General features: G+C 59.2%; 24 protein-coding genes. 21 read left to right on the forward strand and 3 right to left on the reverse strand.

Annotation, left to right across the window (positions count from 1 at the left end; translation table 11 throughout):
• Positions 1–66 precede the first annotated feature (66 nt).
• The 17 genes from iscU to NHU87_RS14645 all read left to right on the forward strand — a co-directional run bounded on the left by iscU (position 67) and on the right by NHU87_RS14645 (position 15,342).
• Positions 67–453, forward strand: a complete 387-nt coding sequence (iscU, locus tag NHU87_RS14565) for a Fe-S cluster assembly scaffold IscU (protein WP_003443374.1) — start codon at positions 67–69, stop codon at positions 451–453.
• A gap of 34 nt (positions 454–487) precedes the next feature.
• Positions 488–811, forward strand: coding sequence for an iron-sulfur cluster assembly protein IscA (iscA, locus tag NHU87_RS14570; protein WP_007903589.1), 324 nt, complete (start codon positions 488–490; stop codon positions 809–811).
• An 8-nt stretch (positions 812–819) separates the two neighbouring features.
• Positions 820–1,341 (forward strand): co-chaperone HscB, encoded by a 522-nt coding sequence (gene hscB / locus NHU87_RS14575; protein WP_008070981.1) that lies wholly within the window; start codon positions 820–822, stop codon positions 1,339–1,341.
• Between the two features lie 51 nt (positions 1,342–1,392).
• The gene (hscA, locus tag NHU87_RS14580; protein WP_253549688.1) at positions 1,393–3,258 is read left to right on the forward strand and encodes a Fe-S protein assembly chaperone HscA; all 1,866 of its coding nucleotides are present in this window, start codon (positions 1,393–1,395) and stop codon (positions 3,256–3,258) included.
• The gene (fdx, locus tag NHU87_RS14585) at positions 3,258–3,599 is read left to right on the forward strand and encodes an ISC system 2Fe-2S type ferredoxin (RefSeq protein ID WP_007941387.1); all 342 of its coding nucleotides are present in this window, start codon (positions 3,258–3,260) and stop codon (positions 3,597–3,599) included. Before hscA ends, fdx begins: the two co-directional genes overlap by 1 nt.
• A 14-nt stretch (positions 3,600–3,613) precedes the next feature.
• Positions 3,614–3,814, forward strand: coding sequence for a Fe-S cluster assembly protein IscX (gene iscX / locus NHU87_RS14590; RefSeq protein ID WP_008070969.1), 201 nt, complete (start codon positions 3,614–3,616; stop codon positions 3,812–3,814).
• A gap of 92 nt (positions 3,815–3,906) precedes the next feature.
• Positions 3,907–4,332, forward strand: a complete 426-nt coding sequence (gene ndk / locus NHU87_RS14595) for a nucleoside-diphosphate kinase (RefSeq protein ID WP_052967499.1) — start codon at positions 3,907–3,909, stop codon at positions 4,330–4,332.
• 28 nt (positions 4,333–4,360) lie between these two features.
• The gene (gene rlmN, locus NHU87_RS14600; protein ID WP_253549691.1) at positions 4,361–5,509 is read left to right on the forward strand and encodes a 23S rRNA (adenine(2503)-C(2))-methyltransferase RlmN; all 1,149 of its coding nucleotides are present in this window, start codon (positions 4,361–4,363) and stop codon (positions 5,507–5,509) included.
• A 12-nt stretch (positions 5,510–5,521) separates the two neighbouring features.
• Complete coding sequence (gene pilW, locus NHU87_RS14605) at positions 5,522–6,280, forward strand: type IV pilus biogenesis/stability protein PilW (RefSeq protein WP_253549695.1); 759 nt, start codon at positions 5,522–5,524, stop codon at positions 6,278–6,280.
• Complete coding sequence (locus tag NHU87_RS14610; RefSeq protein WP_253549698.1) at positions 6,280–7,320, forward strand: RodZ domain-containing protein; 1,041 nt, start codon at positions 6,280–6,282, stop codon at positions 7,318–7,320. The genes pilW and NHU87_RS14610 overlap by 1 nt, the downstream gene beginning before the upstream one ends.
• 3 nt (positions 7,321–7,323) lie before the next feature.
• Positions 7,324–8,433 carry a flavodoxin-dependent (E)-4-hydroxy-3-methylbut-2-enyl-diphosphate synthase gene (ispG, locus tag NHU87_RS14615; protein WP_008070966.1) on the forward strand — a complete coding sequence of 370 codons (1,110 nt, stop codon included), beginning with the start codon at positions 7,324–7,326 and terminating at the stop codon, positions 8,431–8,433.
• Between the two features lie 37 nt (positions 8,434–8,470).
• Positions 8,471–9,760, forward strand: a complete 1,290-nt coding sequence (gene hisS / locus NHU87_RS14620) for a histidine--tRNA ligase (protein WP_253549701.1) — start codon at positions 8,471–8,473, stop codon at positions 9,758–9,760.
• 40 nt (positions 9,761–9,800) lie between these two features.
• On the forward strand, positions 9,801–10,442 hold the full coding sequence (locus NHU87_RS14625) for a tetratricopeptide repeat protein (RefSeq protein ID WP_253549704.1): 642 nt from the start codon (positions 9,801–9,803) through the stop codon (positions 10,440–10,442).
• On the forward strand, positions 10,435–11,586 hold the full coding sequence (gene bamB / locus NHU87_RS14630) for an outer membrane protein assembly factor BamB (RefSeq protein ID WP_253549708.1): 1,152 nt from the start codon (positions 10,435–10,437) through the stop codon (positions 11,584–11,586). Before NHU87_RS14625 ends, bamB begins: the two co-directional genes overlap by 8 nt.
• Before the next feature lie 135 nt (positions 11,587–11,721).
• On the forward strand, positions 11,722–13,191 hold the full coding sequence (gene der, locus NHU87_RS14635; RefSeq protein WP_253549711.1) for a ribosome biogenesis GTPase Der: 1,470 nt from the start codon (positions 11,722–11,724) through the stop codon (positions 13,189–13,191).
• A gap of 223 nt (positions 13,192–13,414) precedes the next feature.
• Entirely contained in the window at positions 13,415–14,563 is a 1,149-nt protein-coding gene (locus tag NHU87_RS14640) for a pyridoxal phosphate-dependent aminotransferase (RefSeq protein WP_253549714.1), read from the forward strand.
• Positions 14,551–15,342, forward strand: a complete 792-nt coding sequence (locus tag NHU87_RS14645) for an amidohydrolase (RefSeq protein ID WP_253549717.1) — start codon at positions 14,551–14,553, stop codon at positions 15,340–15,342. The genes NHU87_RS14640 and NHU87_RS14645 overlap by 13 nt, the downstream gene beginning before the upstream one ends.
• A 162-nt stretch (positions 15,343–15,504) precedes the next feature.
• Here the strand turns inward: NHU87_RS14645 and leuA are convergent, their stop codons facing one another.
• The 3 genes from leuA to xseA all read right to left on the reverse strand — a co-directional run bounded on the left by leuA (position 15,505) and on the right by xseA (position 19,841).
• Positions 15,505–17,184 (reverse strand): 2-isopropylmalate synthase, encoded by a 1,680-nt coding sequence (gene leuA, locus NHU87_RS14650; RefSeq protein ID WP_253549719.1) that lies wholly within the window; start codon positions 17,182–17,184, stop codon positions 15,505–15,507.
• Positions 17,185–17,636: 452 nt separating this feature from the next.
• Positions 17,637–18,458, reverse strand: a complete 822-nt coding sequence (locus NHU87_RS14655; RefSeq protein WP_253549722.1) for a M23 family metallopeptidase — start codon at positions 18,456–18,458, stop codon at positions 17,637–17,639.
• A 3-nt stretch (positions 18,459–18,461) separates the two neighbouring features.
• A complete protein-coding gene (gene xseA, locus NHU87_RS14660) occupies positions 18,462–19,841 on the reverse strand; it encodes an exodeoxyribonuclease VII large subunit (RefSeq protein ID WP_253550089.1) in 1,380 nt (459 codons plus the stop codon).
• A gap of 215 nt (positions 19,842–20,056) precedes the next feature.
• Here xseA and NHU87_RS14665 point away from each other — a divergent pair, with 215 nt between their 5' ends.
• The 4 genes from NHU87_RS14665 to guaA all read left to right on the forward strand — a co-directional run bounded on the left by NHU87_RS14665 (position 20,057) and on the right by guaA (position 24,904).
• Positions 20,057–20,824, forward strand: coding sequence for a sulfite exporter TauE/SafE family protein (locus tag NHU87_RS14665; protein ID WP_253549725.1), 768 nt, complete (start codon positions 20,057–20,059; stop codon positions 20,822–20,824).
• A 186-nt stretch (positions 20,825–21,010) separates the two neighbouring features.
• Positions 21,011–21,559: a sugar ABC transporter ATPase gene (locus NHU87_RS14670; protein ID WP_253549728.1), complete on the forward strand. Its 549-nt coding sequence runs from the start codon at positions 21,011–21,013 to the stop codon at positions 21,557–21,559.
• A 198-nt stretch (positions 21,560–21,757) separates the two neighbouring features.
• Positions 21,758–23,227: an IMP dehydrogenase gene (gene guaB / locus NHU87_RS14675; protein ID WP_030129862.1), complete on the forward strand. Its 1,470-nt coding sequence runs from the start codon at positions 21,758–21,760 to the stop codon at positions 23,225–23,227.
• Positions 23,228–23,326: 99 nt separating this feature from the next.
• Positions 23,327–24,904, forward strand: coding sequence for a glutamine-hydrolyzing GMP synthase (guaA, locus tag NHU87_RS14680; protein WP_253549730.1), 1,578 nt, complete (start codon positions 23,327–23,329; stop codon positions 24,902–24,904).
• Positions 24,905–25,062 lie beyond the last annotated feature (158 nt).

Here is a 25,062-nt window from a genome sequence, read left to right on the forward strand (position 1 = left end):
GGGCCCTGCGAATCCACGATTGGCAGGGTTTCAAGAGCGACTCCTGATGAGTGAGGATTAAGAATCATGGCTTACAGCGAAAAGGTCATCGACCACTACGAGAACCCGCGCAACGTCGGCAAGATGGACGCGGAAGATCCTGATGTCGGCACCGGCATGGTCGGCGCTCCGGCGTGCGGCGACGTGATGCGCCTGCAGATCAAGGTCAACGAACAAGGCATCATCGAAGACGCCAAGTTCAAGACTTACGGTTGCGGTTCGGCGATCGCCTCCAGCTCCCTGGCGACCGAGTGGATGAAAGGCAAGACTCTGGATGAAGCAGAGACCATCAAGAACACTCAGCTGGCCGAAGAACTGGCCCTGCCGCCAGTGAAAATTCACTGCTCCGTACTTGCTGAAGACGCTATAAAAGCGGCCGTTCGCGACTACAAGCAGAAGAAAGGCTTGATCTGACTTTCAAGATTTGGCGACGAGTAAGGAGTCACCGATGGCTATCAGCATGACAGAAGCGGCTGCTCAACACGTGCGACGCTCCCTCAACGGGCGCGGCAAAGGTGAAGGGATTCGTCTGGGTGTTCGCACTACGGGCTGTTCCGGCCTTGCCTACGTGCTGGAGTTTGTCGACGAGGTGGTGGCAGAGGATCAGGTGTTCGAAAGTCACGGCGAGAAAGTGATCATCGACCCGAAGAGCCTGGCTTACCTGGACGGCACCGAACTCGATTTCGTCAAGGAAGGGTTGAACGAAGGCTTCAAGTTCAACAACCCCAACGTACGCGGTGAGTGTGGCTGCGGCGAAAGCTTCAACATCTGAGGCTGCGCGTGGGTACTCCTTGTCATTTCGCTTTATTTGAGCTGAAACCGAGCTTCCGTCTGGATCTCGATCAGTTGGCCACGCGCTACCGTGAGTTGGCGCGCGGTGTTCATCCGGACCGCTTTGCCGACGCTTCCGAGCGTGAGCAGCGGCTGGCGCTCGAGCAATCCGCGAGCCTCAACGAGGCCTACCAGACGCTCAAAAGCCCCCCCAAACGCGCGCGATATTTGCTCGCCATGGGCGGTCGCGAGCTGCCGCTGGAGGTCACGGTGCATGATCCGGAGTTTCTTCTGCAGCAGATGGAGTTGCGTGAAGAGCTCGAAGACCTGCAAGACAGCGCCGACCTGGCGGGTGTTGCAGTGTTCAAGCGTCGCCTGAAGACCGCGCAGGATGAACTGAACGAAAGCTTCGCAGCCTGTTGGGATGATGCAGCGCAACGTGAACAGGCCGAACGCCTGATGCGGCGCATGCAGTTCCTCGACAAGCTCACCTACGAAGTGCGCCAGTTAGAAGAGCGCCTCGACGATTAACCCAGTGCCGCTCCGGTCGCACGCCTGATATACAGATAAGTCCTGATCACGATGGCCCTACTGCAGATCGCCGAACCCGGCCAAAGTCCTCAACCGCACCAGCGTCGTCTGGCTGTGGGGATCGACTTGGGCACTACCAATTCGCTGGTCGCTGCGTTGCGCAGTGGTCTTTCCGAGCCTCTGGCCGACGCGCAAGGGCAGGTCATTCTGCCGTCTGCCGTGCGCTATCACGCCGATCACGTCGAAGTCGGCGAATCGGCCAAGCTGGCCGCCGCGTCCGATCCTTTGAACACTGTGCTGTCGGTCAAGCGCTTGATGGGTCGTGGTCTGTCCGACGTCAAGCAATTGGGCGATCAGCTGCCGTACCGTTTTGTCGACGGCGAGTCGCACATGCCGTTCATCGACACGGTGCAAGGCCCGAAAAGCCCGGTCGAAGTTTCCGCCGATATCCTCAAGGTGCTGCGTCAGCGCGCTGAAGCGACCTTGGGTGGCGAATTGGTTGGCGCGGTAATTACCGTTCCGGCCTATTTCGATGATGCTCAGCGTCAAGCCACCAAGGATGCTGCCAAGCTGGCCGGTCTGAACGTGCTGCGTTTGCTCAATGAGCCAACCGCCGCCGCGGTCGCTTACGGTCTGGATCAGCACGCCGAGGGCCTGGTCGCCATTTACGACTTGGGCGGCGGTACATTCGATATTTCGATTTTGCGCCTGACTGGCGGTGTGTTCGAAGTGCTGGCTACCGGCGGCGACAGCGCCTTGGGTGGCGATGACTTCGATCACGCTATTGCTGGCTGGATCATCGAGGGCGCCGGTCTGTCGGCCGACCTCGATCCGGGTACGCAACGTAATCTGCTGCAAACCGCCTGTGCAGCCAAAGAAGCCCTGACCAGTCGCTCGTCCGTCGAAGTTGCTTATGGCGACTGGAAGGCCGAGCTGACCCGTGAAGCCTTCAATGCGCTGATCGAGCCGATGGTTGCTCGCAGCCTGAAAGCCTGCCGCCGCGCGGTGCGTGATTCCGGCATCGAGCTGGAAGACGTACACGCTGTAGTCATGGTCGGCGGCTCGACTCGCGTGCCTCGCGTCCGCGAAGCCGTTGCGCACGCTTTCGGTCGTGAACCGCTGACCGAAATCGATCCGGATCAAGTCGTCGCCATCGGTGCCGCGATCCAGGCCGATACCCTGGCCGGCAACAAGCGTGACGGCGGCGAACTGCTGTTGCTCGACGTGATTCCGTTGTCCCTGGGGCTGGAAACCATGGGTGGCCTGATGGAGAAGGTGATTCCGCGCAACACCACCATCCCCGTCGCCCGGGCCCAGGACTTCACTACTTATAAAGATGGCCAGTCGGCCATGGCGATCCACGTATTGCAGGGCGAGCGTGAGTTGATCAGCGACTGCCGTTCCCTGGCGCGCTTCGAATTGCGCGGTATTCCGGCGATGGTGGCTGGCGCGGCGAAGATTCGTGTGACCTTCCAGGTCGACGCCGACGGTCTGCTCAGCGTCTCGGCCCGCGAATTGGGTTCGGGTGTCGAAGCCAGCATCCAGGTCAAGCCGTCCTACGGCCTGACCGACGGCGAAATCGCCAAAATGCTCAAGGATTCGTTCCAGCACGCCAACGACGACAAAGTCGCCCGCGTACTGCGTGAGCAGCAAGTCGATGCCCAGCGCCTGATCGAGGCGGTGCAAGGCGCTCTGGAGGTTGATGGCGAACGCTTGCTCGACGCCGAAGAGCGCATGGTCATCGAATTGCAGATGCAGGAACTGACCGAATTGATGAAAGGCACCGATGGTTACGCCATCGAGCAGCAGACCAAGCGTCTGTCGCAGGTGACCGATGCCTTTGCTGCCCGCCGCCTGGACTCGACGGTGAAAGCCGCTCTGGCGGGGCGCAACCTGAATGAAATCGAGGATAACTGATGCCGCAGGTCATTTTTCTGCCACACGAGAAGTTCTGCCCGGAAGGCATGGTTGTAGAGGCTGAGCCCGGTATTTCCATTCTCGAACTGGCCCACGAACACCATATCGAGATGGAAAGCGCCTGTGGCGGCGTCTGCGCTTGCACCACCTGTCACTGCATCGTTCGCGAAGGTTTCGATTCGTTGGAAGAGGCCGATGAGCTGGAGGAAGACTATCTTGATAAGGCTTGGGGGCTGGAAGCCCAGTCGCGTCTGGCCTGTCAGGCAAAAGTCGGGACTGAAGACCTGACCGTCGAAATTCCGAAATACTCGCTCAACCATGCGGCCGAAGCACCGCACTGATTCAAGGAACCGACATGAGTCTGAAATGGGTTGATGTGCTTGAAATCGCGATCCAGCTGGCTGAGTCAAAGCCAGAAGTGGACCCGCGTTACGTGAACTTCGTCGATCTGCACCAATGGGTGCTGGCATTGCCGGAATTCAGTGATGATCCGACCCGCGGTGGCGAGAAGGTGCTTGAAGCCATTCAGGCCGCCTGGATCGAAGAAGCAGACTGAATCTGCACCGTACGCAGTTAGGCAATACCAAAGAACCCGCGTATAATTCGCGGGTTTAATTTTTCGCAAATTACCGTTTCTGGAGTTACACCATGGCTGTTCAACGTACTTTCTCCATCATCAAGCCTGACGCTGTTGCAAAAAACGTTATCGGCGAGATCGTTACCCGTTTCGAAAAAGCTGGCCTGCGCGTTGTAGCTTCGAAAATGAAGCAACTGTCCAAAGCTGAAGCTGAAGGCTTCTACGCTGAGCACAGCGCTCGTGGTTTCTTCGGTGACCTGGTTGCTTTCATGATCTCCGGTCCGGTTGTCGTTCAGGTTCTGGAAGGCGAAAACGCTATCGCTCTGAACCGTGAGCTGATGGGCGCTACCAACCCTAAAGAAGCTGCTGCCGGCACCATCCGCGCTGACTTCGCTGATTCCATCGACGCCAACGCTGTACACGGTTCGGACTCCGAAGCCGCTGCTGCTCGTGAAATCTCGTACTTCTTCGCAGCTACTGAAGTAACCACTCGCTAAGCACTGGCTTAAGAGTGAAGGTGAATCCATGACTACATCGACTGTAAAAACCAACCTGTTGGGTCTGACTCAACAGGAAATGGAAAAATTCTTCGACTCAATCGGGGAGAAGCGTTTCCGTGCCGGTCAGGTAATGAAATGGATTCACCACCTTGGCGTTGATGATTTCGACGCCATGACGAACGTCAGCAAGGCCTTGCGCGACAAGCTCAAGGCCATTGCTGAAGTCCGCGGCCCCGAAGTGGTCAGCGAGGACATCTCCACCGATGGCACCCGTAAGTGGGTGGTGCGCGTGGCGTCCGGTAGCTGCGTCGAGACCGTGTACATTCCCCAGGGCAAACGCGGCACTCTGTGCGTTTCGTCCCAGGCAGGCTGTGCCCTGGATTGCAGTTTCTGCTCCACCGGCAAGCAAGGTTTCAACAGCAACCTCACCGCCGCCGAAGTGATCGGTCAGGTGTGGATTGCCAATAAATCGTTCGGCAGCATCCCGGCGACCGCCGACCGTGCCATCACCAACGTGGTGATGATGGGCATGGGTGAGCCGCTGCTGAACTTCGACAACGTCGTGGCCGCCATGCATCTGATGATGGATGACCTGGGCTACGGGATCTCCAAGCGCCGCGTAACCCTGTCTACGTCGGGCGTGGTGCCGATGATCGATGAGCTGTCCAAGCACATCGACGTGTCCCTGGCGTTGTCGCTGCACGCACCAAACGACGCATTGCGTAACCAATTGGTGCCGATCAACAAGAAGTATCCGCTTAAGATGCTGCTCGAGTCGTGCCAGCGCTACATGTCGTCCCTGGGCGAAAAGCGCGTGCTGACCATCGAGTACACCTTGCTCAAGGACATCAACGACAAGGTTGAACATGCCGTTGAGATGATCGAGTTGCTCAAGAACATTCCGTGCAAGATCAACCTGATTCCGTTCAACCCGTTCCCGCATTCCGGTTACGAGCGTCCGAGCAACAACGCGATTCGCCGGTTTCAGGATCAGCTTCACCATGCAGGTTTCAACGTCACCGTACGCACCACCCGCGGTGAAGACATCGATGCCGCGTGTGGCCAATTGGTAGGGCAGGTGCTGGATCGCACCCGTCGCAGCGAACGTTATATCGCCGTGCGCGAGTTGAGCGCCGAAAACGATATTGCAGCAAACGCCGCGAACAATAATTAAGAGAGGATCTCTATGTCCCTGCGCTTCGCGCTGCTTGTGCTGTTGGCCAGCCTCTGTGCTGGTTGTGTCCTGTCGGGCGATTTCAACCCGATGAAGACCAGCAAGGGCCGTGATGAAGCGCGTGCCGCCTATGTGCAGTTGGGGCTGGGGTATCTGCAGCAGGGCATGACCGAGCGTGCCAAAGTCCCGTTGAAGAAGGCTTTGGATCTGGATAGCTCGGATCCTGATGCCAACGCGGCACTGGGGCTGGTGTTCCAGGCAGAGATGGAGCCGGAACTGGCCGATCAGCATTTTCGCAAGGCGCTGTCTTCCCGTCCCGCCGATGCGCGAATCCTGAATAACTACGGCAGTTTTCTTTTCGAAGAGAAACGTTACAAAGAGGCGTACGAGCGCTTCGAACAGGCCGCCGCCGATACCTTGTATCCTGAGCGTTCGCGGGTTTTCGAAAACCTGGGCATGACCGCTTCCAGGCTTGGTCAGCGTGATCTGGCTCGCCAGCAACTGGAAAAAGCCCTGCGTTTGAATCGCCAACAGCCACGTGCATTGCTGGAAATGGCTGAGTTGTCTTACGAAGACAGGCATTATGTGCCCGCGCGTGACTATTACGACCGTTTTAGCCTGCTCACCGAGCAAAATGCACGTAGTCTATTGCTCGGCGTTCGGCTGGCAAAAGTGTTCGAAGATCGCGACAAGGCCGCCAGTTTTGGCCTGCAATTAAAACGACTCTATCCCGGTACGCCGGAATATCAGCAATACCTGTCGGAGCAATGATGAAAGCGGCGCATCCCGAAGTTGTAGCAGCGAATCGCGTTAACCCCGGTGAGACTTTGCGCCAGGCCCGCGAAAGCAATGGCTGGTCGCTGGCCGAAGTGGCCCTCAAGCTCAACCTCACCGTTAATTCCCTGAGTAATCTGGAAGCCGGCGCTTTCGACAAGCTGCCTGGGCACACCTTTGCTCGTGGCTATATTCGCGCGTATGCCAAATTGCTCGGCATGGACCAAACCGTTCTGGTCCAGCAGTTCGACCAATCCACCGGCACCGACTCCCAAGGCAGCAACGTCCACAGCCTGGGGCGTATCGAAGAGCCGGTTCGGGTTTCCCACACCATTTTGCGAATTGTCAGCCTGCTATTGCTGCTCGCGGTAATTGGCGGTGGTTTTATCTGGTGGCAGGATCAAACCTCATTGCGCACCAAGGACCTGATCGGTCTGGCTCCGGAACACGTTGAAGTTGAAGGCGCCGACGGCACCACCCAAATTCACCCATTGGACGAGCCGGAAGACCAGGCCGTTGCACAAGGTCAGGCTGAAGGTGAAACGCCTCTTGCGCTGCCTCAGGCCGAGACTTCGGCCGAGGAGCCAGTCAGTGCCGAAACGAGCGCAGTGGTTCCAGCGCCAGCGGCTCCAGCAGTAACGCCTGCGTCTGCTGCCCACAGCACTGCTCCGGTTGTCGCGACACCGACGACACCGGCGACGCCTGCCCCGGCTGTTCCAGCTGTTCCGGCACCGGTTATCACGGCTCCGATTGCCCCGACCGTCCCGGCTCCAGTTCCGGCAACTCCGGTGGCTGGCCAAGGCCAGGTTCAACTGCAATTCACCGCCGATTGCTGGACGCAAGTGACCGATGGCACGGGTAAGGTGCTGTTGAGTGGTCTCAAGCGTAAAGGCGAAAATGTTACCGTCAGCGGCAAACCACCTTTTTCCGTGCGTCTGGGCTTCGCCCGTGGCGCGCAGGTCAGCTACAACGGGCAGGTAGTTGATGTCGCTCCGTTCACCAGTGGCGAGACTGCTCGCCTGAAGTTGGGTCAATAAGTCATGCACGGCGAATCTCCAATCAAACGTCGCGAATCCCGCAAGATCTGGGTCGGTAACGTGCCCGTGGGCGGCGATGCGCCTATCGCTGTGCAGAGCATGACCAACAGCGACACCAATGACGTGGCCGCCACCGTGGCCCAGATCAATCGTCTGGAAGCCGCTGGCGTCGATATCGTGCGGGTTTCCGTGCCGGACATGGACGCCGCCGAAGCTTTCGGCAAGATCAAGCAGTTGGTCAAAGTGCCGTTGGTGGCCGACATCCACTTCGACTACAAGATCGCTTTGCGCGTCGCCGAACTGGGCGTCGATTGCCTGCGGATCAACCCGGGCAACATCGGTCGTGAAGACCGCGTGCGTGCGGTGGTCGATGCCGCCCGTGATCGCGGGATTCCGATCCGCATCGGCGTCAACGCCGGTTCCCTGGAAAAAGACCTGCAAAAGAAATATGGCGAGCCGACTCCCGCTGCACTGGTCGAGTCCGCCTTGCGTCACGTCGAACACCTCGAACGCCTGAATTTCCAGGACTTCAAGGTCAGCGTGAAAGCCTCCGACGTGTTCATGGCCGTCGCCGCCTACCGCTTGCTGGCCAAGGAAATCGTCCAGCCGCTGCACTTGGGCATCACTGAAGCCGGTGGTTTGCGCTCAGGCACAGTGAAATCCGCCGTGGGCCTCGGTATGCTGCTCGCCGAAGGGATTGGCGATACTATTCGCATCTCGTTGGCGGCCGACCCGGTCGAGGAAGTGAAAGTCGGCTACGACATTCTCAAATCCCTGCACCTGCGTTCCCGTGGCATCAACTTCATCGCCTGCCCGAGTTGCTCGCGGCAGAACTTCGATGTGGTCAAAACCATGAACGAGCTGGAAGGGCGTCTCGAAGACCTGCTGGTGCCGCTGGATGTCGCGGTGATTGGTTGCGTGGTCAACGGGCCGGGCGAAGCCAAGGAAGCCCATATCGGCTTGACCGGCGGCACGCCAAACCTGATTTACATCGACGGCAAGCCGGCGCAGAAACTGACGAATGACAATCTGGTGGATGAGCTTGAACGCTTGATCCGCCAGAAAGCGGCCGAAAAGGTCGAAGCCGACGCAGCTGTAATCGCTCGCGGCTGACCCTGACTAAAGAGCCGAACGAATTTAAGGATTTATAGTGAGCAAGTCTCTGCAAGCCATTCGTGGCATGAACGACATCCTGCCCGAACAGACTCCCCTGTGGCGTCATTTTGAGGGCACCGTCTCGCGTCTGCTGGATAACTATGGTTACAAGCAGATTCGCATGCCGATCGTCGAGTTCACCGAGTTGTTCAAACGCTCCATCGGTGAAGTGACCGACATCGTCGAAAAAGAGATGTACACCTTCGACGACCGCAACGGCGATTCCCTGACCCTGCGCCCTGAAGGCACGGCGGCCTGCGTGCGTGCGGTGCTCGAGCACGGCATCACTGGCGGCGGCCAGGTGCAGAAACTCTGGTACATCGGCCCGATGTTCCGTCACGAACGTCCACAGAAAGGCCGTTATCGCCAGTTCCACCAGATCGGTTGCGAAGTCTTCAACCTCGACGGTCCGGACATCGACGCCGAGCTGATCGTGCTGACCTGGCGTCTGTGGGGCGAGCTGGGTATCCGCGATGCGGTCAAGCTCGAACTCAACAGCCTGGGTACCAGCGAGTCCCGTGGTCGTTATCGTGAAGCACTGGTCGAGTACCTGTCCGCCCGCCTGGATCAACTGGACGAAGACAGCCAGCGCCGTCTGAAGACCAACCCGCTGCGGGTTCTGGATACCAAGAACCCCGACACTCAAGCGGCATTGGCCGACGCGCCAAAAATGGCCGACTACCTGGACGAAGAATCCCGCGTGCACTTCGAGGGCCTCAAGGCTCGTCTGGACGCTGCCGGCATTCCTTATGTGATCAACCCGAAGCTGGTTCGCGGGCTGGATTACTACAGCAAGACCGTTTTCGAATGGGTCACCGACAAGTTGGGCGCCCAGGGCACTGTATGTGCCGGTGGTCGTTACGACGGTCTGGTGGAGCAGATGGGCGGCAAGCCGACCACCGGCGTTGGCTTCGCCATGGGCATCGAGCGTCTGGTGCTACTGCTTGAAACCCTGGAACAGATTCCCGAAGAAATCTCCCGTCAGGTCGATGTCTACCTCTGCGCCTTCGGTGAAGCCGCCGAGCTGGCTGGTCTGACCCTGAGCGAGCGTGTTCGTGATCAATTGCCCAACCTGCGCCTGCAAGTCAATGCCGGTGCCGGTAGCTTCAAAAGCCAGTTCAAGAAAGCCGACAAGAGCGGTGCGCTGTACGCATTGATCCTCGGTGACGACGAAATGGCCCAGCAAGTGGTAGGTTTCAAACCCCTGCGTGGCCAGGGCGAACAACAAAGCATTGCCTGGGATGCGCTTGCTGCACACCTGGCCACCTGCGTCGTGCAGGGTTGAAGCTGTCAAACAGCCGATTTAGCGATTAAGGAGTATTGGGGTGTCGAGTACCGAAGACGAACATCTGGCGGAGTTGAAGGACTGGTGGACACGCAACGGCAAGCCTCTGGTCACTGGCGGCCTGTTGGCGCTGGTCATCGTGTTCGGCTGGCAGGCCTTCCAGAAGTATCAGAGCAATCAGTCGCAAGGCGCCTCGATTCTCTATCAGCAATTGCTCGAAACCACGCTGACGCCTGATGGCAAGCCTGATGCTGCCCGTGTTTCGGACTTGGCTGGCAAGCTCAACAGCGAGTTCGGCGGCACCGCTTACGCGCAATACGGCAGCCTGTTCGTGGCGAAAGTCGCGGTCGACAGCGCCAAACTGGACGACGCAGCCAGCGAGCTGAAGGCCATTGTCGACAAACCGGCCAACCCGGCACTCGGCGAAATTGCCCGTCAGCGCCTGGCGCAGGTGCTGGCCGCGCAGAACAAGGTCGATGAAGCCCTGAAACTGCTTGAAGGCGATGCCGACAAAGCCTTCCTGGCCACTCGCGAAGAACTCAAAGGCGACCTGCTGGTGCAGTTGGGTCGTACCGACGAAGCGAACACGGCGTATCAAAAAGCCAAGGCGGCACTGTCGGATGAAGCGGCGGTCGGTGGCCTACAAATCAAGCTGGACGACCTGGCCAAAGGGGATGCGTGACGTGATCCGTTGGAAACATGCAGCATTGCTGGCTCTGGCCATATTGGCCGCGGGTTGCAGCAGCAACAGCAAAAAAGAATTGCCACCGGCCGAGTTGACCGACTTCAAAGAAGAAGTGGTTCTGCAAAAGCAGTGGAGTCGTTCGATCGGTGACGGTCAGGGCGAAACCTACAACATGCTGGTTCCGGCGATCGATGGCGATACTATCTATGCCGGCGACGTCACCGGTGTGGTGATGGGGATGGATCGCAGCAATGGCGATGTCAAATGGAAGAAAGATCTCGAACTGCCTGTCTCCGGCGCCGTTGGCGTGGGTTACGGTCTGGTCATGATCGGCACGCTCAAGGGCGAAATCGTTGCCCTGGACGCCAGCAGCGGTGAAGAGAAATGGCGCGCTCGCGTGACCAGTGAAGTCCTCGCGCCGCCAGCCACCAACGGTGACGTGGTTGTGGTTCAGACCCAGGATGACCGTCTGATCGGTCTGGATGCCGCTACCGGCAACCAGCGCTGGTTGTATGACAGCACGCCAGCGGTTCTGACCCTGCGCGGCACCAGCGCACCGATCGTCACCAACCGCCTCGCGGTGGCGGGCCTGTCGACTGGTAAAGTGGTCGCTCTGGATGTTTCCAACGGCGTGCCGGTGTGGGAACAGCGCGTAGCGATTCCACAAGGTCGTTCGGAGCTTGAGCGTGTGGTCGATATTGACGGTGGCTTGCTGCTGTCCGGCGGTACACTGTATGTCGCCAGCTACCAGGGTCGTGTCGCGGCACTAGACCTGGAAAGCGGTCGTCAGCTCTGGCAGCGTGATGCTTCCAGCTATGCCGGCGTTGCTCAGGGTTTTGGCAGTGTCTACGTGAGCCTGTCCGCAGGCACCGTTGAAGGCGTCGACGAACGTTCTACCACTGCGTTGTGGAGCAACGATTCGCTGGCCCGCCGTCAACTGTCGGCTCCGGAAGTGTTCTCCAGCTATGTTGCAGTCGGTGATATGGAAGGTTACCTGCACCTGCTGAGTCAGGTGGACGGTCGTTTCGTCGGCCGCGAGCGCATCGACAGCGACGGCCTGCGTGCCCGTCCGCTGGTGGTGGGGGACACGATTTATCTGTATGGCAACAGTGGCAAACTGGAAGCCCTGACCATTAAGTAAAGACTATGCTTGGGGTTTAACCCCCAAGCGGCCCCGTTCTGCGGGGCTCGCAGTGCTTACAGGCGCTGCCCCGAGCACCAGCCGCTGCCTCGCAGCGGCTTTTGTATTTTCTGAAATAACGAAGTGGAGAGCCGCATGGTTCCCGTAATCGCCCTGGTGGGCCGACCGAACGTCGGCAAGTCCACCTTGTTCAACCGCCTGACCAGGACTCGCGACGCCATCGTCGGCGACTTGTCCGGTCTGACCCGTGATCGCCAGTACGGTGAGGCCAAGTGGCAAGGGCGTTCCTACATTCTGGTCGACACCGGTGGTATCTCCGGTGACGAGCACGGTATGGACGAAAAAATGGCCGAGCAGTCGCTGCTGGCCATTGAAGAAGCGGATGTCGTTCTATTCCTGGTAGATGCCAAGGCCGGTTTCACCGCGGCCGACCAGATGATCGCCGAGCACTTGCGCAAGCGTAACAAGCGTTCTTACGTGGTTGCCAACAAGGTCGACAACATCGACCCTGAAATGGCCCGCGCCGAATTCGCCCCGTTGGGCATGGGCCACGCGATCCCGATCGCCGGTGCTCATGGTCGTGGCATCACCCAGATGCTGGAAATTGCCCTGAGCGACTTCCCGAAAGACGATGACGAGCCGGAAGAAGGCGAAGAAGAGATCGTTGCCGAAGGCGAGGAAGCCAAGCGCATTCCTGGCCCAAGCGAAAAAGACGGGATCAAGATCGCCATCATCGGCCGTCCGAACGTTGGCAAGTCGACCCTGGTCAACCGCATGCTCGGTGAAGACCGGGTTATCGTTTATGACCAGCCCGGCACCACCCGCGACAGCATCTACATCCCGTTCGAACGTAACGACGAGAAGTACACGCTGATCGACACCGCTGGTGTGCGCAAGCGCGGCAAGATCCACGAAGAAGTCGAAAAGTTCTCCGTGGTCAAAACCCTGCAAGCGATCAAAGACGCCAACGTGGTGATCTTCGTGATGGACGCCCGCGAAGGCGTGGTCGATCACGACCTCAACCTGCTGGGCTTCGCCATTGAGTCGGGTCGTGCGCTGGTCATCGCGATCAACAAGTGGGACGGCATGACGCCAAGCGAGCGCGACTTCGTGAAGGTCGAGCTGCAACGTCGACTGTTCTTCGTTGACTACGCCGACATTCACTTCATCTCGGCCCTGCACGGCACGGGCGTGGGCAACCTCTACGCCTCCGTACAGAACTCGTTCAAGTCTGCGGTCACCCGCTGGCCAACCAACCGCCTGACAACGATTCTGGAAGATGCGGTTGGTGAGCACGCGCCACCGATGGTCAACAACCGTCGGATCAAGCTGCGTTATGCCCACTTGGGTGGTGCTAACCCGCCGATCATCGTGATTCACGGTAACCAGATCGAGAAAGTGCCGAAGTCTTACGTGCGCTATCTGGAAAACACTTATCGTCGTGTCTTGAAGCTGGTCGGTACTCCGATCCGCATCGAGTTCAAGGGCGGCGAGAACCCGTACGAAGGCAACAAGAACTCGCTGACCGATCGCCAAGTCAACAAGAAGCGCCGCATGATGTCGCACCACAAAAAGGCCGACAAAAAGCGCCGCGACAAGCGCTGATTTGAGGTTATCTGGCTTCTGTAGGAGCGAGGCTTGCCCGCGAAGAACGATAATGCGTTCTACCTGGCACACCGCAGTGTGGCTTTCGCGGGCAAGCCTCGCTCCTACGGGACCGGGTACCAAAAGGGGCGCTTTATGCGCCTTTTTTTATGGGCGCCGTTTGGGCTATTCTCGAACTCTCCCGCGCCGTCGTAGAGCCGGGTGTAGAGCCAGGGAATCATCGATGATCACCAGTAAGCTGCCGAATGTCGGCATCACTATCTTCACGCAGATGTCTCAGCTCGCGGCGCAAACCGGGGCGATCAATCTGTCTCAGGGATTTCCCGATTTCGACGGCCCGCAGGCCTTGCGCGATGCAGTTGGTCGGCATATCGCCAGTGGCCACAACCAATATTCGCCGATGACCGGCCTGCCAGTGTTGCGGCAGCAGATTGCGGCGAAAATCGCTCGTAGCTACGGCGCCCATGTCGATGCCGACAGCGAAGTGACGGTCACCCCCGGCGCAACTCAGGCGATCTTCTGCGCCATTCAGGCGGTGATCCACAGCGGTGACGAAGTCATCGTGTTCGATCCGGCCTACGACAGTTATGAACCTTCGGTGGAGCTGGCCGGTGGTCGTTGCGTGCATGTGCAACTGGGCCTCAGCGATTTCAGTATCGACTTCCAAAAGCTTGCTGAAGCCATTACGCCGCGTACGCGGATGATTATCCTCAATGCCCCGCACAACCCCAGCGGCGCGTTGATCAGTCGTGCCGAGCTGGATCAACTGGCGGCGTTGATTCGCGACCGCGATATCTATGTGATCAGCGACGAGGTTTACGAACACCTGGTATTCGATGGTGTACCTCACGTCAGCGTATTGGCCCACGAAGAGCTCTATCAACGCGCATTTGTGGTCAGTTCGTTCGGCAAGACTTACCACGTCACCGGCTGGAAAACCGGTTATGTAGTGGCGCCGCCAGCCCTTACCGCGGAGCTGCGCAAGGTTCACCAGTACGTCAGTTTCTGCGGCGTGACGCCGTTGCAATACGCGTTGGCCGATTACATGGCCGAGCACCCGGAACACGTCGAAGAGTTGCCGGACTTCTATCAGGCCAAGCGTGATCTGTTCTGCGATCTGCTGACCCCGTCGCGCTTCAGTTTCACCCGCGTGGCTGGTACTTACTTCCAGCTGGTCGATTACTCGCAGATTCGCCCGGACCTCAATGACGTCGAGATGGCGCTGTGGATGACTCGCGAACATGGCGTCGCGAGCATCCCGATCTCGGTTTTCTACCAGACGCCACCCGAAGGCCAGCGCCTGGTGCGTCTGTGCTTTGCCAAACGCGAGGAGACCCTGTGTGAAGCAGCGGCAAAACTATGCGTGATCTGAGTGCTCTGCCTAATCTGAATGTTGCGCTGATCCAGACCACCCTGGCCTGGCATGATCGTCAGGCCAATCTGGAGCATTTCGAACCCTTGCTGGAACAGGCTCGCGGCGCTGACCTGATCATTCTTCCCGAGATGTTCACCACCGGTTTCTCCATGGAATCGGAAATCCTCGCCGAGCCGGAAAATGGCCCCACCAGTAAATGGTTGCGGGTTCAGGCGGCGAAACTGGACGCGGTGATCACCGGCAGCATCATCGTCCAGGTGGCTGACGGCAGCCATCGCAATCGTCTGTTGTGGGCGCGGCCGGACGGGGAGGTGTGGCACTACGACAAGCGTCATCTGTTCCGCATGGCGGGCGAGCACAACCATTTCACCCCGGGCGAGCGTCAGGTGCAGTTCGAATTGAAGGGCTGGCGAGTGCGGCCGCTGATTTGTTACGACCTGCGTTTCCCGGTCTGGAGCCGCGATCCCCAAGACACCGATCTGTTGCTGTATACCGCCAATTGGCCGGGCGCTCGGCGCCAGCACTGGAACCGCTTGCTGCCGGCACGGGCGATTGAAAACCTCTGCTACGTAGCGGCGGTGAATCGCATTGGTACTGACGGCAAAGGTTTCGCGTATACCGGCGACAGTCAGGTGTTGGATTTTCAGGGCGAGACGTTGCTCAGTGCGGGCGAAGCCGATGGCGTGTTTCAGGTCGTTCTGAACGCTGCGGATCTTCAGGCTTATCGAACACGCTTTCCAGCGAACCTGGATGCCGATACGTTCGAGTTCACGTAACCGATCGTTCCCACGCTCTGCGTGGTCATGCAGCCCGTGACGCTCCGCGTCACTGGACGCGGAGCGTCCCTTGAGGCATTCCCACGCAGAGCGTGGGAACGAGGGGCAAACAAAAAGGCCCCGAGGTTCACACCCCGGGGCCTTTTGCATTGCAGTGGAGGTTTACGCCGCTTTCGCTTCCGGCTGGCTCAGGGAGCGGTTCAGCGCGCTGAACAGGGCCTTGAAGCTGGCGGTGGTGATGTTTTCATCGATGCCGACGCCGTGCACCGCACGCTCACCATTCACCCGCAGTTCAATGTAGGCCGCAGCCTTGGCGTTGGTGCCCGCGCCGATGGCGTGTTCGTTGTAGTCCATGATTTCCACCGGGATCGGCAGACCGGCCACCAGCGCTTCCAGAGCGCCGTTGCCTTTGCCACGCCAGTGCAGGTTGGTTTCGCCCTGACCTTTGCTGGAGACTTCCACTTCCACGGCGCTGTGACCGTTTTCTTCCTGCAAGCGATGGCTGACCAGCGCGTACGGGGTGTTGGCCTGCAAGTACTCGCTGTGCAGCAGCGCGTGGATCTGCTGGGCTGTCATCTCCAGGCCCAGGCGATCGGTTTCACGCTGCACGACCTGGCTGAACTCGATCTGCATGCGGCGCGGCAAGTTGATGCCATATTCCTGTTCCAGCAGGTAAGCGATACCGCCCTTGCCCGACTGGCTGTTGACGCGAATCACCGCCTCGTAGCTGCGGCCGATGTCGGCCGGGTCGATCGGCAAGTACGGCACTTCCCACAGGGCGTCCGGCTTCTGCTGGGAGAAGCCCTTGCGGATCGCATCCTGGTGGGAACCGGAGAACGCGGTGTGAACCAGGTCGCCGACATACGGGTGACGTGGGTGCACCTGGATCTGGTTGCATTCTTCGACGACTTTGCGCACGCCGTCGATATCAGAAAAGTCCAGTTCAGGGTGGATGCCCTGGGTGTAGAGGTTCAGTGCCACGGTCACCAGATCGACGTTACCGGTGCGCTCGCCGTTGCCGAACAGGCAGCCTTCGACACGGTCGGCGCCGGCCATCAGGCCCAGTTCGGTGGCGGCCACGCCAGTGCCACGGTCGTTGTGGGTGTGCAGGCTGATGATCACGCTGTCACGACGGTTGATGTGACGACCGAACCATTCGATCTGGTCGGCATAGATGTTCGGGGTGGCGCATTCGACGGTGGCAGGCAGGTTGAGGATCACCTTGTGCTCAGGCGTCGGGTTCCACACTTCGATCACCGCGTCGCAGACTTCCTTGGCGAACTCCAGCTCGGTGGCGCTGAAGGTTTCTGGTGAGTACTCGAAGGTCCACTCGGTTTCCGGCTGCTGGGCGGCGTATTTGACGAACAGCTTGGCGGCGTTCACGGCGATGGCCTTGATCCCGTCCTTGTCCTGATTGAAGACAATGCGGCGGAAGGAAGGGGAGGTCGCGTTGTACAGGTGAACGATGGCTTTCTTGGCCCCGCGCAGGGATTCGAAGGTGCGTGCGATCAAGTCTTCACGGCCCTGGGTCAGCACCTGAATGGTGGTGTCGTCCGGGATGTGGCCTTCTTCGATCAGGGTACGTACGAAGTCGAAGTCGGTTTGCGAAGCGGCCGGGAACGAGGCTTCGATTTCTTTCACGCCGACTTGCACCAAGGTTTTCCAGAAACGCAGCTTCTTGACCGCGTCCATCGGCTCGATCAGCGACTGGTTGCCGTCACGAAGGTCCGAGCTGCACCAGATCGGCGCTGCGGTAATGGTCTTCGATGGCCAGGTGCGATCCGGGATGTCGATGGTCGGGAACGCGCGGTACTTCGAAGACGGGTCTTTGAGCATGCTCATCGGAAAATCCTTATTGTGTGGGCCGAAAAAAGGCGGCCTGCCGGTGGATCAAATGTTCTGGGGATAAAGCATCAGACGAGGCACCGCGATTCAGCCTGGCAGTCGTGCACTGACGAGGCACAGGCTGCAGTGCTGGCGGAGCTGAATGAGGGTGTGAGAGGTTTTCATGCCTTCAACCCTAACCGCAGGGGTGAAGGATGGCAAGCAGTCGAAAAAAATTGAGAGGAATACTCGAAAAGTCGAGTTTATTGAGATTTTATTGCGGTTTGGCTCGAAAATTATATTGATATTTGCGCGAGGTTTGAGTGATGCGCAATTGAAGGGTGCCTGTGATATCGCCTTCGCGGGCAAGCCTCGCTCCTACGGATTTGCGTCGTGTCACATGCTGCGATCACCAAAAATCCGTAGGAGCGTGGCTTGCCCGCGAAGAGGCCGGTAGCCTCAACAACTATTTATGGCTGAAACGCCCCAATAAAAATCGCCGGATCCACCCGTGCATCATTCAGGCTGATATTCCAGTGCATATGCGGCCCGGTCGCGCGCCCGGTGGAGCCGACTTTGCCGACCACACCACCACGCGCCAATTGCTGCCCAACTTTCACGTCGATCTTCGACATGTGGCAGAACATGCTAATGAAGCCCTGGCCGTGGTCGACGAACACCGTATTGCCGTTGAAGAAGTAGTTACCGATCAGGATCACCTTGCCGGCAGCCGGGGTTTTGATTGGCGTGCCGGCAGGCACCGCGAAGTCGAGGCCCGCGTGAGGATTGCGTTCTTCACCGTTGAAAAAACGGCGTACGCCGAACTTGCTCGACAGCGGCCCGTTGACTGGTTTATCCAGCAGCAGGTTACTCGGGGTGTTCGGGCTGAAGCTGCGGTAGGCCTGGATCTGCTCCGCCAGCTCACCCTCGATACGCTTGAGATTCTCCGGGTTCGGATTGACCTGCTGGGTGTTTTTCAGGGTGATGTGCTGTTCCGGGTATTTCTTGCCGCCGACGGTGAAGTTCAGGTTACGACCGCCGCTGCTAAGCGACTGGCTGCCCGGTTTGACAGTCAGCGGCACGCCGACGATGGCCAGCCAGTTGTTCTGTTCCTTGACCACCAATACCGGTTTGCCTTGATAGCTGGCTTTGGGGGCCTGGGCGGAGCTGCCCAGGTCCACCACCGCCACGCCACCCGGCACCGGTTTGTTCAACAGGCGGGTGATGTAACTGTCGGCGTGGGCGTTGAAGGTCAGGCACAGCAACAGCAGGGGAGCTAAAAAACGCGGCATGGATCAATCCAGTAAAGAAAGGGTGACAGGCGTCAGGTGATTGTCTTCGACGCGCACTTGCAGTTCGCCTTCACCCAGTTTGGCTTTCAGGCGCTGGCCGGTATGGGTCTGCGCGGCGCTGCGAATCGCGTTGCCGCGCTCGTCCAGCAGAATGCTGTAGCCACGCGCGAGAGTCGCCAACGGGCTGACCACGTGCAGCGTTTGCATCTGACTTTGCAGTTGCAGCCGGCGGGATTTAAGCCCTTCACGCATGGCTCGGGGCAGGCGCTCGGCGAGGCTGTCGAGGCGTTGGCGAAGCATCGCCAATTGACGCCCCGGATGTTGGCCGGCGAGGCGGGTTTCCAGGCGGATCAAACGTTCGCGACGGGTATTGAGGCTGCGTTCGAACGCGCGGCGCATGCGCATGTCCAGATCATCCAGACGTTGTGCTTGCTGACGCAGACGTTCCCCAGGATGGCGCAGGCGCCGGGCCATGCCTTCCAGACGCAGCCGATCGCGCATCAAACGGTCGCGGATGCGCATCACCAGGCGCCGATGCAGGCTTTCGAGGCGACGCACCAGATCACTGGAATCCGGCGCGAGCAGTTCGGCCGCGGCGGACGGTGTCGGGGCGCGGACGTCGGCGACGAAGTCACTGATCGACACATCGGTTTCATGGCCGACAGCGCTGACAATCGGTGTCACGCAGGCATCCACGGCGCGCGCCACGGCTTCTTCGTTGAAACACCAGAGGTCTTCCAGCGAACCGCCGCCACGGGCCAGGATCAACGCGTCGAAACCGCGGGCATCCGCCAGTTTCAGCGCGCGGACAATTTGCGCGGTGGCTTCGCGGCCTTGCACGGCGGTGGGAATCAGCGTCAGTCGAATCTGCGGCGCGCGGCGGCGGAACACACTGATGATGTCGCGTATCACCGCGCCGGTGGGCGAACTGATGATGCCAATGCGTTGCGGGTGCGCCGGCAGGGGCACTTTGCGCTCGGCGCTGAACAGGCCTTCGGCGCTGAGCTTTTCCTTCAACGCGTCAAACGCCAGACGCAGGGCGCCGTCACCGGCCGGTTCCACGGTGTCGAGAATCAGTTGGTAGTCGCCACGACCTTCAAACAGCGAAACCTTGCCACGCACCTTGACCGCCAAGCCGTCCTTCAACGCCTGGCGAACCCTCGCGGCGTTCTGCCGGAACAGCGCGCAACGCACCTGGGCACCGCTGTCCTTGAGGGTGAAATACACATGGCCGGACGCCGGGCGGGCGAGGTTGGAGATTTCGCCTTCGACCCAGATGTTGCTGAACACGTCTTCGAGCAACACCCGCGCGCGGCCATTGAGCTGGCTGACAGTCAGGACTTCCCGGTCCAGGCCGAGTCTTGCAAAGGGATCTTTAATCATGGGGCGCATGATAAAGGCAATCTCCTGCGCAATGCACGACCAGGGACTATCTGACACCCTATTGACCTGTAGGAGCTGCCGAAGGCTGCGATCTTTTGATCTTACAATTTCAGCCGCGCCGAAAATCAAGATCAAAAGATCGCAGCCTGCGGCAGCTCCTACATGAGTTGCGGTGGTTGTGGGATCCTGCGGGAGTATTCAAGGAAGGTGTGTAAATGAATGTACTTGAGCTGTTAAACCAATGGCCGTTCGGTGCGATGGATTGGCTGGTGATCGGGTTGGGCGTTGCCCTGGCCTACATCGTATTCGGCATCGCCGGTTTTGGCACCGCGCTGGTGGCGGGGCCGATTCTGATCCTGTTCATGCCGCTGTCGAAAATCGTGCCGCTGCTGGTGCTGCTGGATTTCGTCGCGGCATTCGGCAATCTGCTGCCCTCGCGACGGGATGTGGCGAGGCCCGAATTGCTGCGATTGCTGCCGTGCATGGCAGCGGGCTGCACGTTGGGGGTGATTTTTCTGCTGAACCTGAAATCCGATGTTTTGCTGCTGTTGATGGGGCTGTTTATCAGCGCCTATGCGGTTCACAGCCTGTGGATTAAAACCCGTCCGGCGCAATTGTCCGGCGGGTGGGCGGTGCCGATGGGCACGGTGGGCGGGATGTTCGGGGCGCTGTTTGGCAGTGGCGGCTTCTTATATGCAATCTATTTGAACAGTCGGCTGCCCAAGGACGCGGCCCGGGCGACCCAGAGTGCGCTGATCAGTTGCAGCACCGTGGTGCGTTTGAGCCTGTTTGCCATCGCCGGTGTGTATGCCGAGCTACCCTTATTGGTATTGGCGCTGTGTTTGTTGCCAGCGATGGCGCTGGGGTTGTGGATCGGCCGGCGGTTGACCCTGAAATTGTCCCGCGAGGCATTCGTGCGGCTGGTGACCTGGCTGGTGCTGGCCAGCGGGATTGCCTTGATCGGGCGTTATTTGAGTACTTGACCGGATTTCGTCAGGGATTAAGCTGCCGGCCGCCCTGGCGCCTTCGCGGGCAAGCCTCGCTCCTACAGGATTGATGCCGTTCGCAAATTTATTGAACGACACTAATCCTGTAGGAGCGAGGCTTGCCCGCGAAAGCGTCCTCCGGCACGCCGCAGAAATATCCATCTGACGCAGTAGGCTTGCACCATGAATTCCCAAAGCATCATCGTCCCGAAAATCTCCACCCTGCCGGTACACGAACCCCGGGCCCGGGCGGTCGTGCGTTGGCTGGTGCGCAAGAACATCATCAAAGAAGAACTGACCACCTGTGGCCGCACCGGCAATCGCATGGCCCACGCCCTCGCCGACGGTGCCCGCGCGGTGGTCCTGCACCCTGACGCGCTGCCGTTCGGCGAGCCGATCAATGGCCTGGAAATCATCACCAAGCGCTGCATCTATACACCGGCCAAGGGATTCCTCGAAGAAGCCGGCTGCGCCGAGTGCCGCAAGGAAATCGGCGAAGCGCTGTTCGAAAGCCTGGAAGAGTGGATGCCGGGGCGCACCGACAACTTCACGTGCCCTGAATGCGGACATGAAGACGACATCAACGGGTTTCTGTTCTTGCAGGAATGCGGCTTTTCCAACCTGGGGTTCATTTTCAACAACTGGCTCGAGGCCGGGTTCAAGCAGAGCTTCATCGACGAATTTGCCGACTGGCTGGATCAACCGGTGAGTTGGGTCAAAGTCGAACTGTAACTGTAGGAGCGAGGCTTGCCCGCGAAGCTTTTGGCGCCAGTGATGGCCCCTTCGCGGGCAAGCCTCGCTCCTACGGGATTTGTGTGCCAAAACCTCCGTCGATCACTGCGTCGATAATAGACAGAGTTTTACATTGAACCCGAGGGGGTGTCTGACTATAATGGCGCGCTTCCATTTTCCCGCTCGGGAGCCCCCGCGATGCTGCGTATCAGCCAAGAAGCTCTGACCTTCGACGACATTCTTTTAGTGCCCGGTTATTCCGAGGTTCTTCCTAACGAAGTCAGTCTCAAGACCCGCCTTACCCGTGGCATCGAGCTGAATATTCCACTGGTTTCTGCTGCCATGGACACCGTTACTGAAGCCCGTTTGGCAATTGCCATGGCTCAGGAAGGTGGCATCGGTATCATCCACAAGAACATGACCATCGAGCAGCAAGCTGCCGAAGTGCGTAAGGTCAAGCGGTACGAGGCCGGCGTGGTCAAGGACCCGATCACCATCGAGGCTGACGCCACGGTTCGTGAACTGTTCGAACTCACCCGCCAGCACAACATCTCCGGCGTTCCGGTACTGCACGATGGCGACCTGGTCGGCATCGTCACTTCCCGTGACGTGCGTTTCGAAAACCGCATGGACGCCAGCGTCCGTGAAGTGATGACGCCTAAAGAGCGTCTGGTCACGGTCAAGGAAGGCGCCGACAAGAACGACGTCCGTGAGTTGTTGCACAAGCACCGTATCGAACGCGTGCTGATCGTCGACGACAAATTCGCCCTCAAAGGCATGATGACCGTCAACGACATCGAAAAAGCCAAGGCTTACCCGCTGGCCAGCAAGGACGATCAAGGTCGTCTGCGCGTTGGCGCTGCAGTCGGTACCGGTAAAGACACCGGCGACCGCGTAGCTGCCCTGGTCCACGCCGGTGTTGACGTGGTGGTGGTCGACACTGCTCACGGTCACTCCAAAGGCGTGATCGACCGCGTTCGCTGGGTCAAACAGAACTTCCCTGAAGTGCAGGTCATCGGCGGCAACATCGCCACCGGCGCTGCCGCCAAGGCTCTGGCCGAAGCCGGCGCTGACGCAGTCAAGGTCGGTATCGGCCCGGGCTCGATCTGCACCACCCGTATCGTCGCCGGTGTGGGCGTTCCGCAAATCAGTGCCATCGCCAACGTCGCCGCTGCCCTTGAAGGCACAGGCGTTCCGTTGATCGCCGACGGCGGCATCCGTTTCTCCGGTGACCTCTCCAAGGCCATCGTTGCCGGTGCTTCCTGCGTGATGATGGGCTCGATGTTTGCCGGTACCGAAGAAGCGCCAGGCGAGATCGAACTGTTCCAGGGCCGTTCGTACAAGGCTTACCGCGGCATGGGTTCGCTGGGCGCCATGTCTCAGGCTCAAGGTTCCTCCGACCGTTACTTCCAGGACTCCTCGGCAGGCGCCGAGAAACTGGTTCCGGAAGGCATCGAAGGGCGTGTTCCGTACAAGGGCACCCTGAGCGCCATCATCCATCAACTGATGGGCGGCCTGCGTTCTTCCATGGGCTACACCGGTAGCGCCGATATCGAAGAAATGCGCACCAAGCCTGAGTTCGTGCGGATCACCGGCGCTGGCATGGCCGAGTCTCACGTTCACGACGTACAAATCACCAAAGAAGCGCCAAACTACCGCGTAGGTTGAGGCTTCCAGCAAATCGTTAAGCAACCGGGGCTGTTCTATTCAGCCCCGAGTTGTTTCTGAATCACGACTGTTTCTGAATTACTTAGACGAGACTGAATCATGGCCCTCGACATTCACGCTCACCGCATCCTGATCCTCGACTTCGGTTCCCAGTACACCCAGCTGATTGCCCGCCGCGTGCGTGAAATCGGCGTGTATTGCGAACTGCATCCGTTCGACATGGACGACGACGCGATTCGCGAATTCGCTCCAAAAGGCGTCATTCTCGCCGGCGGCCCCGAGTCCGTGCACGTAGCCGACAGCCCGCGCTGCCCGCAAGCGGTGTTTGACCTGGGCGTACCGGTCTTCGGTATCTGCTACGGCATGCAGACCATGGCGGAACAGCTGGGTGGCAAGGTCGAAGGTTCCGAGCTGCGTGAGTTCGGTTATGCCCGCGTTGACGTGGTCGGCAAGAGCCGCCTGTTGGACGGCATCGAAGACCACATCGACGCCGATGGCCTGTTCGGCCTCGACGTGTGGATGAGCCACGGTGACAAGGTCACCAAGCTGCCGGAAGACTTCCACATCCTGGCCAGCACCCCGAGCTGCCCGATTGCCGGCATGTTCAACGATGCTCGCGGCTACTACGGCGTGCAGTTCCACCCGGAAGTAACCCACACCAAGCAAGGCGGTCGCATCCTCTCGCGCTTCATCCTCGACATCTGCGGCTGCGAAGCGCTATGGACACCGTCGAAGATTGCTGAAGACGCCATCGCCCAGGTCCGCGCCCAGGTGGGTACCGACAACGTATTGCTCGGCTTGTCCGGCGGCGTTGACTCCTCGGTGGTTGCCGCGCTGCTGCACAAGGCTATCGGCGACCAGTTGACCTGCGTCTTCGTCGACAACGGCCTGCTGCGCCTGCACGAAGGCGAGCAAGTGATGGCCATGTTCGCCGAGAATATGGGCGTCAAAGTGATTCGCGCCAACGCCGAGGACCAGTTCCTCGACAATCTGGCAGGCGAAAGCGACCCAGAGAAGAAGCGCAAAATCATTGGCCGTACCTTCATCGACGTTTTCGATGCCCAATCCAATAAACTGGATAACATCAAATACCTCGCCCAAGGCACCATTTACCCGGACGTGATCGAGTCGGCTGGCGCGAAAAGCGGCAAGGCTCACGTGATCAAGTCGCACCACAACGTGGGCGGCCTGCCGGAAGAAATGAACCTCAAGCTGGTTGAACCCCTGCGCGAGCTGTTCAAGGACGAAGTCCGTCGTCTGGGCCTGGAACTCGGCCTGCCGTACGACATGGTCTACCGTCACCCGTTCCCGGGCCCGGGCCTGGGTGTGCGGATCCTCGGTGAAGTGAAGAAGGAATACGCCGACCTGCTGCGTCGCGCCGACCACATCTTCATCGAAGAACTGCGCAAAGCCGACTGGTACCACAAAGTCAGCCAGGCGTTCGTAGTGTTTCAGCCGGTGAAATCGGTTGGCGTTGTCGGCGATGGCCGTCGTTACGCCTGGGTCGTGGCCCTGCGTGCCGTGGAAACCATCGACTTCATGACCGCGCGTTGGGCTCACCTGCCTTACGAACTGCTGGAAACTGTCAGCGGCCGGATCATCAATGAAATCGAAGGCATCTCCCGCGTCACTTACGACGTGTCGAGCAAGCCGCCGGCGACGATTGAGTGGGAATAAGCTGAACAACAAGGGCGCCGAGAGGCGCCCTTGTTGCATCTGGAGCAAAATGTTTACGGATTGCAGGACCGACCTGTCTGTTCGGCGCGCCAACTGGAAGCTGGTACTTGGACAAAGGATGATGTCAAAATAGTGTCAAATTCGCCGGTTCGTTGGAT

Origin of the sequence: Pseudomonas mandelii, assembly GCF_024138395.1 — a bacterium.
Lineage (GTDB): Bacteria > Pseudomonadota > Gammaproteobacteria > Pseudomonadales > Pseudomonadaceae > Aquipseudomonas > Aquipseudomonas mandelii_E.

Bases quoted from the DNA above. Each gene is read 5' to 3' on its own strand.
- ndk (WP_052967499.1), top strand. From the start codon at position 3,907: ATGGCTGTTCAACGTACTTTCTCCATCATCAAGCCTGACGCTGTTGCA.
- bamB (WP_253549708.1), top strand. From the start codon at position 10,435: ATGCGTGACGTGATCCGTTGGAAACATGCAGCATTGCTGGCTCTGGCC.
- iscX (WP_008070969.1), top strand. From the start codon at position 3,614: ATGAGTCTGAAATGGGTTGATGTGCTTGAAATCGCGATCCAGCTGGCT.
- xseA (WP_253550089.1), bottom strand. From the start codon at position 19,841: ATGATTAAAGATCCCTTTGCAAGACTCGGCCTGGACCGGGAAGTCCTG.
- NHU87_RS14610 (WP_253549698.1), top strand. From the start codon at position 6,280: ATGAAAGCGGCGCATCCCGAAGTTGTAGCAGCGAATCGCGTTAACCCC.
- NHU87_RS14655 (WP_253549722.1), bottom strand. From the start codon at position 18,458: ATGCCGCGTTTTTTAGCTCCCCTGCTGTTGCTGTGCCTGACCTTCAAC.
- iscU (WP_003443374.1), top strand. From the start codon at position 67: ATGGCTTACAGCGAAAAGGTCATCGACCACTACGAGAACCCGCGCAAC.
- hscA (WP_253549688.1), top strand. From the start codon at position 1,393: ATGGCCCTACTGCAGATCGCCGAACCCGGCCAAAGTCCTCAACCGCAC.
- ispG (WP_008070966.1), top strand. From the start codon at position 7,324: ATGCACGGCGAATCTCCAATCAAACGTCGCGAATCCCGCAAGATCTGG.
- NHU87_RS14670 (WP_253549728.1), top strand. From the start codon at position 21,011: ATGAATTCCCAAAGCATCATCGTCCCGAAAATCTCCACCCTGCCGGTA.
- fdx (WP_007941387.1), top strand. From the start codon at position 3,258: ATGCCGCAGGTCATTTTTCTGCCACACGAGAAGTTCTGCCCGGAAGGC.
- NHU87_RS14640 (WP_253549714.1), top strand. From the start codon at position 13,415: ATGATCACCAGTAAGCTGCCGAATGTCGGCATCACTATCTTCACGCAG.
- iscA (WP_007903589.1), top strand. From the start codon at position 488: ATGGCTATCAGCATGACAGAAGCGGCTGCTCAACACGTGCGACGCTCC.
- NHU87_RS14665 (WP_253549725.1), top strand. From the start codon at position 20,057: ATGAATGTACTTGAGCTGTTAAACCAATGGCCGTTCGGTGCGATGGAT.
- rlmN (WP_253549691.1), top strand. From the start codon at position 4,361: ATGACTACATCGACTGTAAAAACCAACCTGTTGGGTCTGACTCAACAG.
- leuA (WP_253549719.1), bottom strand. From the start codon at position 17,184: ATGAGCATGCTCAAAGACCCGTCTTCGAAGTACCGCGCGTTCCCGACC.
- der (WP_253549711.1), top strand. From the start codon at position 11,722: ATGGTTCCCGTAATCGCCCTGGTGGGCCGACCGAACGTCGGCAAGTCC.
- guaB (WP_030129862.1), top strand. From the start codon at position 21,758: ATGCTGCGTATCAGCCAAGAAGCTCTGACCTTCGACGACATTCTTTTA.
- NHU87_RS14645 (WP_253549717.1), top strand. From the start codon at position 14,551: ATGCGTGATCTGAGTGCTCTGCCTAATCTGAATGTTGCGCTGATCCAG.
- guaA (WP_253549730.1), top strand. From the start codon at position 23,327: ATGGCCCTCGACATTCACGCTCACCGCATCCTGATCCTCGACTTCGGT.
- pilW (WP_253549695.1), top strand. From the start codon at position 5,522: ATGTCCCTGCGCTTCGCGCTGCTTGTGCTGTTGGCCAGCCTCTGTGCT.